Here is a 12,768-nt window from a genome sequence, read left to right as displayed (position 1 = left end):
TATTAATTTGATTTATTAAATTTTTTATTTTTTCTTTGTACCCACGAATATCTATATAGACTATGAATAAAATAAAGTTGTTTTCATTAATAGCGTTAAGCACCACTATTTTTCTTGTGAGCTGCGGTGGCGGCAACAGCAAGAAAGGCGGCGGAACGAAGCGTTTTACAAGCAAAACCGGCTGGAAACCCAACGATCAGAAAGGGTGGTTCTTTACCGGAAAACAACAGAAACAGAAAGGCTGGCCGGGAATGGTTTATGTAGAAGGTGGTACCTTCACCATGGGATTGGTTAAGGATGATGTAATGCACGACTGGAACAATACACCGCGCAGAATGCAGGTGAGTTCTTTTTTTATAGGCGAGACCGAAATTACGAATTACGAATACCGCGAATATGTAACGTGGCTGAAATTTGTCTTCCCACCATCAGATCCAAGTTTTAAAGATATTTACACAGGTGCTCTGCCTGATACACTTGTATGGAACAATAAACTTTCCCGAAACGATTTTGCTGAAACCTATTTCCGCAGACCGGAATATGATTATTATCCGGTTGTAGGAGTGTCGTGGCTTCAGGCTTCCAGATATTGTGACTGGCTTACCGACCGTGCAAATGAAAAAGCACTCATGGAGCAGGGTATAATTTCAAAGGATTTTTATACCAATGACGCCAACAATCAGGGGCCTAATTCCTTTAATTTAGATAAATTTAAAGCGAATGATCCAGAGATGGAAGCCTACATCAATACGCAGAGACTGCAGCAGAAATCCGGCATCAAAACTTCAAACCAAAGAATTATGGCTGCCAACCGCAACGCAACGGCTGGAGTTGTAGAGAAATTCAGACTTCCAACTGAAGTGGAGTGGGAATTTGCCGCACTTGGCATGCAAAAGGAAAGAGAATATAACCTGTATACCAACAAGCAGCCTGAAATCGAAAAACTGAAAGGTAAAAAAGGGAGAGACCGCGGCATGTATCTCGCGAATTTCAAACAGGGACGTGGCGACTACTCTGGTGTAGCCGGCTGGAAAAATGACGGTTCGCCTACAACTGCCGACGTAAAACAATATCCGTCGAACAATCTGGGAATTTACGGTATGTTCGGCAACGTAGCAGAATGGACCGCAGATATTTACCGCCCGATCATTGATCAGGAAGCTAGTGACTTTAATTACTACCGTGGAAATATGCCACAGGAAGTAGTGAAGAATGCTGACGGTACCTTTAAGAAAATCGAAACTGCAAAATACGATACGCTTGTTGACGGAAGGTTGGTTTACAAAGGTCTACCGGGCTCTTACGAAAGAGAAACCGTAGAAGATAACAGAAACTTCCGCGACGGTGATTTTCAGTCCTCTCTGGATGCCGGTTATGGCAGGGCAGAAGACAGCACGACTGCAGGATACAATATGTACAACTCCAAGCAGAAAAGATTTATCGTAGATGAGCGTGGCCGAGTAGTATTACAAAAAGATCCTGTATCCAGAACAACCAGGATTTCAAACGAAGTAAGAGTGGTTAAAGGCGGTTCCTGGCTGGATGGAGCTTACTGGCTGGATCCGGGTCAGCGACGATACCGGGATGAAGCTAAAGCTTATGGCTGGGTTGGTTTCCGTGTAGCGCAGGACGCTAAATCTACCGCGAAAGGCAGAACAAAGAGATAAGAAAATTATATAATATTCAGTAAATCCTTCTCATTATGCAGAAGGATTTTTTTATTTTTGAAATATGAATGCAGCAACCTTTTATCCGCTTTTTTTACAGGCCGGGAAAGTAACAATAGACAGCCGTAAAATTGAAAAAGGCGATATCTTCTTTGCTTTTTCGGGAGAAAATTTCAACGCGGCCGAACAAGCCGAAAGCGCAGTTGCTCATGGTGCTGCTGCCGTAATCGTGGAGCAGAAATCATTTGAGAATATAGACAGGAATATATTCTGCGTCCCCTCCACCCTGCAGTTTTTACAGGAGCTTGCACTTTATCACCGGAGTCAGTTGAGAATTCCCGTGATCGCCCTTACAGGAAGCAACGGTAAAACAACCACCAAGGAACTCATCCATGCTGTACTCTCCCGGAAATATAATGTTCAGTATACTTTCGGAAATCTCAATAATCACATCGGTGTGCCGCTGACTTTACTTTCTATAAAGCCGGAACATGAAATTGCGGTGGTGGAAATGGGCGCCAATCATCAGCAGGAAATAGAACAGCTTTGCGCGCTTGCACAGCCCAACATCGGATACATTACCAATTTCGGAAAAGCGCATCTTGCAGGTTTTGGTGGTGTAGAAGGAGTCATTAAAGGCAAGTCCGAGTTATATGATTATCTGAAGACTCACTCGCAAACAATTTTAGTTAACGAAAAAGATGCCGTTCAGGTTGAAAAGACCATTAATTACAGTCCGAAAATAACTTTCGGTACTGCAGCGTCAGATTACCGGTTTGAGGAATTTTCAGCGGATCATTTTGTGGGTTTAATTTACCAAGGAGCAAAAGCACGGTCGAGACTCACAGGAAATTACAACTTTACTAATCTTTGTGCAGCTGCCGCTTTAGGCCTGCATTTTGGCGTGGATTTTACAGAAATTAGAAACGCGGTCGAAAGTTATGAACCCACTAATATGCGGTCTCAAATCCTTCGTAAAAACGGAAAAACCTTTGTGCTGGATACTTATAATGCCAATCCAAGTTCGATGACGGAAGCATTAAAGAACTTCAGTACTTTCGCTGGAACCAAAACTGTTATTATGGGCGATATGCTGGAGCTGGGAGCTGATTCCGAAAAGGAACACCGCGACATTCTGAACCTGGCAGCATCTCTGCATTTTGATGAAATTATTACGGTAGGCGCGCATTTTCAGAAGTGTAATTCGGAATTTCAGGCTTTTGCAAACGCCACAGATCTCGCAAATTTCCTTCAACTGCAGCCAATCAATTCAGAAAATGTTTTATTGAAGGGCTCCCGCGGGATCGCGCTGGAAAGGATTTTGGAGTTTATTTCCTAAACAAGATCCCAGTAATCGTCCAGTATTAATTTAATGTTGTTGAAGGTTTCGGGTAAGACATCGGCGGTGATTGTCCTCCGGTCTTTCCAGCAAACGGCGGAGATGCCCTCTTCGGTCTGCGGTACGGGAGTTTCGTCACCTACATGATTCATCCGGAACCAGTACGTGGTTTTCAGGATTTTTTCACCGTTTCTTTCTTTATAAATGTGGAAAGTATTGTTTAAGAATTCCTCCAGAATAAGTTCCCGCAAACCTGTTTCTTCTTCAACTTCGCGCAGTGCGGCCTGTTCCAGCGATTCTCCTTTTTCTACTTTTCCTTTCGGAAGATCCCATTTGCCCAGGCGGCGTATGAACAGTATTTCGTTATTTTTATTGCTGACCAAACCGCCGGCAGCTTCTATAACTTTGAACATGTGTGTAAAATCCTCCCAAATCTCCTCTATGTTTTCGCCATATACATTCATCTCGGGACAGGAAGTGTTTTCTAACAGATCTACGGCGATTTCCAGAGTCGCAAATCCTTCGAAACGTAAGTTTTTTTGAATGTCTTCGGGGTATTTACTTAAAGTTAATTTTTTTTCATTCACAAAAACTTTATACATTTGTAGCGCTTTATTTAATACAAAAATATAAAAATGAATTTAGAAGGACGTAAAATTATTGTTAATAAATCCGCCAAAGAACTGACAGAAATGTTAAAAAATCCTTCAGATTATAAAAATTTGATGCCTGATTCACTCCAGAGTTTTGAAGCGCGGGACAACGGTTTTAAATTCAGTTTAAAAGGCATGCCCGAAATCGCACTGCAGATCGAAAATGTGTCCGAAAACGAAGTGGTGCTCAAATCTGCAAGCTCAAGTCTGGATTTTTCTCTGCGTGGCGCCATGGAACCTGTTAGCGAAAACCAAACTTCTGTACAGTTGCTTTTTGAGGGGAAATTTAATCCTTTCATTAAAATGATGGTCGAAAAACCGCTCCAGAATTTCCTCAACTCACTTACCGACAATATTGAGAAAATGTAACAGTTTGATTACGATTTTGATGCCCTGTAACTTATTGGTTGCAGGGTTTTTTTATGAGTGCGTGTAGTTGGCGAAAGCTTCTTCCAGACTCTCATACTTTCCCTTAAACTCACGCACAGGGGAATCCTGAATGATGTTTCCTTCGTGTATGAGAATCACGCGTGAGCAAAGCGCCTCCACTTCCTGCATGATATGTGTGGAAAGAATTACCGTTTTTTCCTGCCCGATCTGGCGGATCACGTTTCTTATTTCGAGGATTTGGTTGGGATCCAGGCCATTAGTGGGCTCATCGAGAATCAGCAAATCCGGCGCATGCAGAATTGCCTGTGCGAGGCCGACTCTCTGTTTATATCCTTTGGAAAGTTGAGAGATCTTTTTTGATTTTTCAGGTGTGATGCCAACCAGTTCTATCACTTCATCGATCCTTTCTTTCGAAACCTGATGAATATCGGCCACGAATGCCAAATATTCCTTTACGTACATTTCGGGATAAAGTGGATTGTTTTCGGGCAGAAAACCCATTCTTCTTTTGCATTCAATTTCGTGTTCCACAATATTCTTTCCATTAAAAATAATTGCGCCTTCCTCGATTTTCAGCGCACCGACAATGGATTTCATCAGCGTAGATTTTCCTGCGCCGTTTGGACCCAGCAAACCGATAATTTCGGTGTCGCTGATGCTTATATTAATGTTGTTCAGGGCAGTCTGGTTGCCAAACTTTTTGGTAAGATTTTGTATATCTAAAGACATATTGTGGATTTATGCGGAATCAAATTTAAGCAATGAACAGAACATGAAGAAATATAGTTGACCGCAGCAGTTTTTGAGCTTTTCAAAAGTTTCGAAATGTTTAGTCACCTTTAAAAGAAAAAAAGCTGCCTCGCACGTGTGAGACAGCTTTTAATTAAATCCGGAGAAATTATTTTACCAGTAAGTCTTTTGTTACTGATTTTCCGTCTTTGGAAATATTTACAAAATATTTACCCGGCAGCAGTTTAATGGTTAAAAGAGCTGTTTTGTTCATTACATTAACGGCACCGGAATTCTTGACTTCGCGACCATTCATATCATAAACTGTAACAGTATAAGTCCCGTTTGCAGGGAATTTTAGATTAAAATCAGTTTTAGCAGGGTTTGGATAAATGGTATATTCTGCTGCATTTGCTTTGGTATCATTAACAGCCAGATTGGTTTTTGTCAGTTTAGCACCATCCAGAATAGTTCCGTCGCTGCTGTCGATAAGCAGGAGTACGGCGTGGATATTATCTTTAATATATTCTGCTGGAACTGTATATTCGAAAGTATATCCGACATTCTGACCATCAGTAATGGCAGCCGGAACTGAGTTTACTTCACCGTTATACCCACCAAGTAAAGCGCGTCCCACGTGATCATAAACCATTTGCGCAGCAGGAACCGGGTTTGGTAGATTTTCAAATCCACCCATCGGTCCATTTCCGCCACCTGAGTAGTAATTGCTCTGTCTGTATCCGTTTGCAGTGCCTTTCACGCCATCTTCAACAATAACTACAGCAAGTCTGTAATTTGTATTTGGGTTGTTGATAAGGAATTTAGCATTTACGTTCGCAGACAGGGTTGAACCGGTGATACTGAAGTCTCCGGTCAGCTGTGCGGGCGAAAGCAGCTGCTTTCTGGTCGTCACGTAATTGCCAATACTGTTTGGATTGATGTCAACACCCTTTAATTCCCGGTCAACGTTCATTCCCGGAAATCCGGAAAATGCTGCACCTGCATTATACGGTGCCAGTACCATTGGATCGTTATTGTGAACTGCAATACTGATCTGATCATCGGGGTATTGTTGGTTCACAGCATCCAGCGCAACCATTCCTCTTGGACACCAACCGCACCATGTTCCTGTTCCTTCCTCGAAAATAACTTTTTTCGAAATTGACTGGGAAACGATACTTATGGGAGCCTGTTGTGTATTATCCGCAGGGTTTGTATCGGGACCGTCATTTACCTGAGTAACGGTGACGGTAACATTTTTAGTTTCTATTACAGAACCGTCGGCGGTGAGTGGCACGGGGTGCGCAATCTCTCTTTGCTGACCTACATTTAAATACGCCACCACTCTTTGTTTGTGGTCTCCGGTACCATCATTCCAGTTCAATTCTACGGAAGTGATGTTAGTGGTTCCATTATTTTTTAATGTAACCTTAATCATCGTTTGGTCACCTGCGACCATAAATTTAGTCAGCTTTACGCTTAACAGCTGTACGTCGCCGCCTGCAAGGGTCTGCGGGCTTTTACCCGAAGAGGGCGTGGCTGAATTTCCAGCGTATACGTTGGCAGATGCATTGCTGGCGAAGAAAAACATTGCTGCCAGAAAGTAAATTTTTTTCATAATAATTATACTTTGTTTGGTTTACTTAATTAATAATTCTTTGGTGAATGAGACACCGTCTTTGGTAATGTTGACCAAATATTTGCCGGGAGTCAGATTTACGCCAAGGTTTATTGTTTTGAAACTTGAAGTCCGTGTGCCGTAATTTTTTATTTCGCGGCCTGTCATGTCGTAAATACTTACCGCGTATTTGCCGTCTTCAGCGACTTTGATATTGAATTCAGACTTGGCAGGATTCGGGTAAATGGAAATATTGGCACCGGTTTTTGTGACATCATTGGCTGCCAGGTTAGTTTTGGTAAGTTTCGCAACGTTTACGATCGTACCGTCGTTGCCGTCAATCAGTAACAGAACAGCACCCATATTATCTGCAATGGAAGTGGCGGGGATGGTGTAATTAAAAGTGTAGCTCGCCGTAGAACCATCTGTAATAGAAGTAGGTACCGATCCGGCCTGGCCGTTATATCCTCCCAGCAATGCTCTGCCAACGTGGTTATAAACCATTTGAGACGCAGGCACAGGATCGGGCTTGCTTTCGTAACCGCCCATAGGTCCTTCGCCGCCGCCGGAATAATAGTTACGTTGATTGTATGAACTCGCAGTGCCTTTCACACCATCTTCAACCACAACCACTGCCATTTTATAATTTGCATTTGGATTATTGATGAAGAATTTACTGTTTACAGTTGCTGTAAGTTCTGAACCTGTTATGCTGTATTCACCCGTTAACTTTACAGGTGTCGGAAGGTTTTTTCTGGCTGTAACATAACCGTCGATACCATCTGGGCCCGGGTCAACATTTTTCATTTCCCTGTCCACATTCATTCCGGGGAAGCCCGAAAATGCGGCGCCCGAATTATACGCTGCAACTGCCATGGGATCATTATTATGAATTGCTATTGTGATCTGATCATCAGGATAATCCTGGTTCACTTTATCTAAGCCCACCATGCCTCTTGGGCACCATCCACACCAGGTTCCGGTTCCTTCTTCCAACAAAACTTTTTTGGCCACAATTTGCGATGCTACCGAAGTTGAAGCAGTACCTATGTTGTCTGTAGGATCGGAATCTGCCACATTGTTAACTTTGGTAATGTTCAAACTGAAATTTTTAGAAGCTATATCTGTATAGCTTACTTTAGTCGGATGGGTGATAACTGCTGAGGCACCTGGTGCGATATTGGCAGCGACGGTGGCAATGTGGTCCGTACCATCGTTCCAGTTAAGTTCTACAGAGGTTATTGGATTTGCACCGGCGTTTTTTACTGTATATTTCAGATCGTTCTGGGAACCGGCCAAGATGTATTTGTCAATTTTTGAGGAAACTAACTTGGAATTATTCTGTGCTAATGTCTCTACGGTAACATTATCAAACAAAAGATAATACATATCAACCGTATTGAAATGCCGGAATGAAAGATAAACCGTTTGCCCTGCGTAAGCGGAAACATCTACGGTCGCCTCATGCAAACCACCTTCAAACGGCAGTGTTTCTTCTTTTACGGGAGTTGTTGCAAGAACTTCTGAGGGAATATTTGTAGGTGATAAGTAAATCGCATAATGTTCCGCACCATAATCACCATCATACGAGGCCACCTGAAATTTTAAGAATAAATTGTTGGTGCCCGCCGGCAAGGTGATCGGAGTGGAGGTGATTAAATTATTAGGTGTTAATGCAGTGTTCTGGTAAGAATAGGAGATCAGGGTTTTGGTTCCAAAACCTGCCGTCGGATAAACGCTGCTGGCATTCACCAAAGCGAATTTCTTGCCGTCGCCGTCGAGATCCGAATTTGTCCATGTGGAAAAATCCACTGTCTCAAAATTCTGCGAATAATGCACCTGCGCGTGTAGTGACGACGCAAGCAGAAAAGCCGCCGCAATAGTATAGAGTTTTGTCATAATTAATACATTGTGATTTGGTGGTGAATGCTATTTCTTAATTATTTTTTGTGTCTGGCTTTTGCCGCCTGTGTTTTGGGTATTGAAGATGTAAATCCCAGCTGTCAAATTCTGAACGTTGATCGAATTTTCTCCGGATTTTAAGGTTCCTTTTTTTACCAGTTTTCCATTCATATCAAACAGCTGGAAAGTAGTGTCGTTTTTTGAAGATAATTCGATGCTGTTATTTACGATCGTGCTCTTTAAAATAACTTCTTTCGCAGCATTCACATTATTTACCGCCAACATTTTGTCGTAGGCGTAGGTCACACGTACCGGTGTACCAATTTCATTCTGGAATTCATCAACCTGATAAATTTTAAAGGTAATGCTCATGGGATCAGCATAATCCATTTTGTTCCAGAAGTGGTCGGAATCACCTGAATCGGAGCCGGGAGCAATGGTATAACCGTTTGGCGGATAATTAAAACCGAGCATTACAAAAGGCATACAGTTTCCTCCGAAACAGAATTCGAAGTTTTCACCAGCAGTATTGTTAAATGTTTCTGCCAGAACTTTTACTGAAATATTCTGTGTCGCAGAAGTATTTACAACCGTAAAATTGAGCATACTTTCGTCTGTATCGTAGGTATTATAAGAGTATACCGCGCCATCATTAATAATTGTACCATCCAGCTTCTTAACCAGCATTTGCGCGTTTAAAACTGCAAATCCCAATAGTGTTGAAAGGAGTAAGACTTTTTTCATAATATCAAATTTTTCTGTTGTTTTTTATAAAGTTTCCAGTGCATTGGTTGTATTCGGCAAAGCTTCTCTTACGTTGAGTACTTCGTTTTGATCATTAAATACTGCGACGATAATTTTCATGTTTTCTATATTGAAACCGCCTGGTATTCCAAAGCTGAAATTTTTGTGATAGGTGGTATTATTCTGCGTGTTCGCAGAAGGAATCGCATCTCCGGTCGCAGCGGTAAGCAGAGCGCGGAGCACATTGTGGTTGCTGTAGTTTTCAATGATAGGAACGCCCCCGTAAAGAATGGGTTTTCCACCGGAGCCGTTAAAGTAATTATGCTGCGGGTACACAATATTGTCTTCTACCACATAAACCATGGTTTTCAGGTTGCTGTAGTTTTCTGCAAAGGCAATATTATATTCGCCGGAAAGCGTGTTGCCCTCCAGCTTGGTTGTTACGGCGATACCGATCTTACTGTAAGGTTTTATGTATTGCAGCGCAAATGAGACATCGGTATAGTTGTTATTAGCTGTGCTCCACTCCTGCTTGTGATTTATTAAAATAGTAGGGTAGGCCCAGATCCCCAAATTGTTGATTATCGCAGTGCCTGCAGCATTTGTAAATGGATCTGTTCCCACAGTCGGACCGTGAATTCCCACGAAAACCGCTTTGTTATTCTGTTCAGTAAGTTTCTCAAACCGCGCACTTGCGATGGGGCAGTTGCCACACCACGTACCTGTAAAGTCTTCATAGAGTATACGGTGCACGAAATTGACTCCGGTAAGCGCAATGGATTTTATTGTTAAAGGTTTACTGCTGAAGGTTTTATATTTTCCTGTGATTTGATATTCGCCCGTTTTCACCGGAACGAAATAGTTGCCGCTAAGTTCACTGCCATCGACAAAAAAAGTGGCTTCCTGGGTCACATCATTATTCAAATTGTCCGTCAGGGTAAACTTTACCGAATTCCCCAACAACACCGAATTTTCTGCGGCCGAAAGTTTCACGTAGGTCACGATATTGCGTCCTTCATCACTATCAGATCCTGCACAGGAATTTAACAATAACGCAAACAAAAATAGGAAAGGTAGAAGTTTCTTCATGGTATAAATCGCACTTTAAACATTGTGGTAAAAATACGTATTTTTATAAAAAACCGCACATTATTTCATAAAATTATCGCAAACTTTATTATTGATATTAAAAATTGAAATAAAATGGCAATTCTCTTTGAATGTATAAGATATTATTAATAGTTTCGTGTTTTTAAAAATCCGAATAATCCAAATTAATTTTCTGACTATGAAAAAAACGCTGCTGATTCTGGCATTTTGTTTTTGTGCTGTCTTAAACGCGCAATCCATTGAAAATATTTCTGCTAAAAATCTGAAGGGTGAATATATTGCCTTGAAGACGATGAGTAACGAAAAACCCCTGGTACTCAGTTTCTGGGCTACGTGGTGCCTGCCATGTATGGAGGAACTTATCAGCATTAATGAAAAACTTGATGACTGGAAAGCGGAACGCGATTTCGATTTTGTGGCAGTTTCTACAGATGATCCCCGAACCGTGAATAAAGTAAAAACTGTAGTGAACGGTAAAAACTGGAATTTTGATCAGGTACTTTTCGATCCGTCGCAGACCATCAAGCGGCAACTTAACGTGAATAATGTACCGACAACACTTGTTTATTTCAAAAACAAACTCGTGTATTCCCATGTGGGCTATGCACCCGGAGATGAAGATGAATTATTTGAAAAACTGAAACAGATCCAATAATCCGTATGAAGAAAATTTTACTGCCTCTGGTCTATTTATGTGCACAAACAGCTATTCACGCCCAGTTTAATGCGAGTCTGGAATCCAATAACCAATATTATGTAGATGATGCCAAGATTAAATTAGACGAAACGGAAGCGCAGGACCGGTTTCGATCCAATACATATCTCACCATGACTTACCGGTATAAGCATTTTACGGTGGGCGCTCAGGTAGAATCTTATGAACCGAAAGCGTTGCTAAACTATTATCCCGGTTTCAAAGATGTAAATCTGGGAACCTATTATGTAAATTACAACAATGACAAAGGACTTGATGTAACGCTTGGTCATTTCTATGAGCAATTCGGTTCGGGTTTGGCGCTTAGAACCTGGGAAGACCGGCAGTTGGGAATTGCAAATTCGCTGGTAGGAGCGCGCGTAAAATATTCTACACCCGGTCATTTTGTAAATGTAAAAGCTTTGTACGGAAAACAGAGAATTGGGATGGGTTTTGATTTTTCTGATGCCAATATTGCCGCTTTGGACACCGAGTTTCAGCTGGCCACAGCTCTGGGTACAGACAAATTTGAATCAAATCTTGGGATGAGTTTTGTAAATAAGCACGAAGCTGTAGATCCCAATTTTATAAACGCTCCTGCCGATGTAAACATTTACGGCGTACGGCTTAATAATGAATACCGCGACTTTTACCTGAATGCAGAATATCTGTACAAATCAAAAGACGTGATAAAAATGGCGACTTTGGTAGATCCAACCAACGTGTATTCGGGGAATGCCATGAACTTGGTTTTGGGTTTTGCTAAAAAAGGACTTGGCTTCAGCGGTACGTTAAGACGTCTGGAGAATTTTAATTTTTACTCAGACCGCGAAATGGTTGGCAATCAATATAATCAGGCACTGTTGAATTATACACCGGCGTTAACTAAACAGTATGATTACAGTCTTGCGAATATTTATGTGTATCAGTCGCAGCCGCAACTCACTTTTTTCCCCCAAAGGAAAGCGGGCGAAATAGGTTCGCAGTTTGACCTTAATTATCAGTTGAAAAAAGGTACGGCTCTGGGCGGAAAGTACGGAACTGATATTGCGCTTAATTTTGCGAACTGGTACGGACTGAAAGGTAAATACCGCACCTACGAGGATTATAACACGGTAGAAACAGAAACATTTGCTTTGGGCGAGCGTTATTATTCCGATTTCAATGTAGATATCAGAAAAAGATTTTCCAGTACATGGAATACGGCGTTGATTTACATCTATCAGGATTATAATACCGACCGCATTCAGGAAACCTCCGGACGCGTGTTTGCCACAACTGCAGTTTGGGATAATATTTTTAAAATTAATAAAAGTTCCCTTAAAGTTGAACTGCAGCATCAGTGGGCGGATTCCTCGTACAGAAACTGGGCTGCGGGACTCACCGAGTATAATTTTAAAAAGAACTGGTCGGTTTTTGTAAGTGATATGTATAATTATGATAATGAAGAAGCAGACAAACAAATGCATTATTACACATTTGGCGGCGTTTTTCGGAAAAACTCAACACGTATACAGGCCTCTTACGGCAGACAGCGGGGCGGTCTGCTTTGCGTCGGTGGAGTCTGCAGAATGGTTCCGGAGAATACCGGTTTTACCCTAAATATCAATACTACCTTTTAAAAGTATCCGTTTACATAAAATTGTTAAGGCCTCTGAAATATCGGTGGCCTTTTTTTCTTATTAATGATTTTTCAATCATTAAACAGGTTTAGCAGAAAAAATTGATGAAACTTTCTAACCAGATTAGGCTTTCCAATTCTTTTTTGAATAGCAGGTAAACATGGCGGAAAAATTTAAATAAAAAAAGACCGGGAAAATTCTCAGTCTTTTAAGTGAGCGCGATAGTATTCGAACCTATGATCGTCCCGATTAAAAATCGGGATGCGCTATCCGGTTTTCGCTTCGATTAATTTTTGAATT

At 41.5% G+C, this 12,768-nt stretch carries 11 protein-coding genes; 5 read left to right on the top strand and 6 right to left on the bottom strand.

Annotated features, from left to right (window positions below):
* Nucleotides 1–62: 62 nt before the first annotated feature.
* Both gldJ and H562_RS0111035 read left to right on the top strand, forming a co-directional pair.
* Entirely contained in the window at nucleotides 63–1,667 is a 1,605-nt protein-coding gene (gene gldJ, locus H562_RS0111040; RefSeq protein ID WP_027377557.1) for a gliding motility lipoprotein GldJ, read from the top strand.
* A gap of 64 nt (nucleotides 1,668–1,731) precedes the next feature.
* Entirely contained in the window at nucleotides 1,732–3,006 is a 1,275-nt protein-coding gene (locus H562_RS0111035; RefSeq protein WP_027377556.1) for a UDP-N-acetylmuramoyl-tripeptide--D-alanyl-D-alanine ligase, read from the top strand.
* Here the strand turns inward: H562_RS0111035 and H562_RS0111030 are convergent.
* On the bottom strand, nucleotides 3,003–3,608 hold the full coding sequence (locus tag H562_RS0111030) for an NUDIX hydrolase (protein ID WP_027377555.1): 606 nt from the start codon (nucleotides 3,606–3,608) through the stop codon (nucleotides 3,003–3,005). The two genes, H562_RS0111035 and H562_RS0111030, sit on opposite strands and share 4 nt — an antisense overlap.
* 33 nt (nucleotides 3,609–3,641) lie before the next feature.
* Between H562_RS0111030 and H562_RS0111025 the strand changes: the two genes are divergently transcribed.
* Nucleotides 3,642–4,028, top strand: coding sequence for a hypothetical protein (locus tag H562_RS0111025; protein WP_027377554.1), 387 nt, complete (start codon nucleotides 3,642–3,644; stop codon nucleotides 4,026–4,028).
* 51 nt (nucleotides 4,029–4,079) lie between these two features.
* Here the strand turns inward: H562_RS0111025 and H562_RS0111020 are convergent, their stop codons facing one another.
* The 5 genes from H562_RS0111020 to H562_RS0111000 form a co-directional block, all read right to left on the bottom strand.
* Nucleotides 4,080–4,778, bottom strand: a complete 699-nt coding sequence (locus tag H562_RS0111020) for an ABC transporter ATP-binding protein (protein WP_027377553.1) — start codon at nucleotides 4,776–4,778, stop codon at nucleotides 4,080–4,082.
* A 169-nt stretch (nucleotides 4,779–4,947) separates the two neighbouring features.
* The gene (locus H562_RS0111015; protein WP_027377552.1) at nucleotides 4,948–6,396 is read right to left on the bottom strand and encodes an Omp28-related outer membrane protein; all 1,449 of its coding nucleotides are present in this window, start codon (nucleotides 6,394–6,396) and stop codon (nucleotides 4,948–4,950) included.
* Nucleotides 6,397–6,417: 21 nt separating this feature from the next.
* Nucleotides 6,418–8,295 (bottom strand): T9SS type A sorting domain-containing protein, encoded by a 1,878-nt coding sequence (locus tag H562_RS0111010; protein ID WP_027377551.1) that lies wholly within the window; start codon nucleotides 8,293–8,295, stop codon nucleotides 6,418–6,420.
* A gap of 30 nt (nucleotides 8,296–8,325) precedes the next feature.
* Nucleotides 8,326–9,042: a T9SS type A sorting domain-containing protein gene (locus tag H562_RS15040; RefSeq protein ID WP_084466364.1), complete on the bottom strand. Its 717-nt coding sequence runs from the start codon at nucleotides 9,040–9,042 to the stop codon at nucleotides 8,326–8,328.
* Between the two features lie 24 nt (nucleotides 9,043–9,066).
* Nucleotides 9,067–10,131: an Omp28-related outer membrane protein gene (locus H562_RS0111000; protein ID WP_084466363.1), complete on the bottom strand. Its 1,065-nt coding sequence runs from the start codon at nucleotides 10,129–10,131 to the stop codon at nucleotides 9,067–9,069.
* A 199-nt stretch (nucleotides 10,132–10,330) separates the two neighbouring features.
* Here H562_RS0111000 and H562_RS0110995 point away from each other — a divergent pair, with 199 nt between their 5' ends.
* Both H562_RS0110995 and H562_RS0110990 read left to right on the top strand, forming a co-directional pair.
* Nucleotides 10,331–10,807 (top strand): TlpA family protein disulfide reductase, encoded by a 477-nt coding sequence (locus H562_RS0110995; RefSeq protein WP_027377549.1) that lies wholly within the window; start codon nucleotides 10,331–10,333, stop codon nucleotides 10,805–10,807.
* Between the two features lie 5 nt (nucleotides 10,808–10,812).
* The gene (locus H562_RS0110990) at nucleotides 10,813–12,468 is read left to right on the top strand and encodes a DUF6029 family protein (RefSeq protein WP_027377548.1); all 1,656 of its coding nucleotides are present in this window, start codon (nucleotides 10,813–10,815) and stop codon (nucleotides 12,466–12,468) included.
* The last annotated feature ends 300 nt before the right edge of the window (nucleotides 12,469–12,768 follow it).

This window comes from Kaistella palustris DSM 21579 (assembly GCF_000422265.1).
In the GTDB taxonomy this organism is placed as follows: domain Bacteria; phylum Bacteroidota; class Bacteroidia; order Flavobacteriales; family Weeksellaceae; genus Kaistella; species Kaistella palustris.
The sequence above is the reverse complement of the archived record's forward strand: the minus strand, read 5'-3'. Positions and strand labels throughout refer to the sequence as shown.

What these genes read in the sequence shown, in the direction of transcription:
- gldJ (WP_027377557.1), top strand. Translation starts at nt 63, where the DNA reads ATGAATAAAATAAAGTTGTTTTCATTAATAGCGTTAAGCACCACTATT.
- H562_RS0111035 (WP_027377556.1), top strand. Translation starts at nt 1,732, where the DNA reads ATGAATGCAGCAACCTTTTATCCGCTTTTTTTACAGGCCGGGAAAGTA.
- H562_RS0111030 (WP_027377555.1), bottom strand. Translation starts at nt 3,608, where the DNA reads ATGTATAAAGTTTTTGTGAATGAAAAAAAATTAACTTTAAGTAAATAC.
- H562_RS0111025 (WP_027377554.1), top strand. Translation starts at nt 3,642, where the DNA reads ATGAATTTAGAAGGACGTAAAATTATTGTTAATAAATCCGCCAAAGAA.
- H562_RS0111020 (WP_027377553.1), bottom strand. Translation starts at nt 4,778, where the DNA reads ATGTCTTTAGATATACAAAATCTTACCAAAAAGTTTGGCAACCAGACT.
- H562_RS0111015 (WP_027377552.1), bottom strand. Translation starts at nt 6,396, where the DNA reads ATGAAAAAAATTTACTTTCTGGCAGCAATGTTTTTCTTCGCCAGCAAT.
- H562_RS0111010 (WP_027377551.1), bottom strand. Translation starts at nt 8,295, where the DNA reads ATGACAAAACTCTATACTATTGCGGCGGCTTTTCTGCTTGCGTCGTCA.
- H562_RS15040 (WP_084466364.1), bottom strand. Translation starts at nt 9,042, where the DNA reads ATGAAAAAAGTCTTACTCCTTTCAACACTATTGGGATTTGCAGTTTTA.
- H562_RS0111000 (WP_084466363.1), bottom strand. Translation starts at nt 10,131, where the DNA reads ATGAAGAAACTTCTACCTTTCCTATTTTTGTTTGCGTTATTGTTAAAT.
- H562_RS0110995 (WP_027377549.1), top strand. Translation starts at nt 10,331, where the DNA reads ATGAAAAAAACGCTGCTGATTCTGGCATTTTGTTTTTGTGCTGTCTTA.
- H562_RS0110990 (WP_027377548.1), top strand. Translation starts at nt 10,813, where the DNA reads ATGAAGAAAATTTTACTGCCTCTGGTCTATTTATGTGCACAAACAGCT.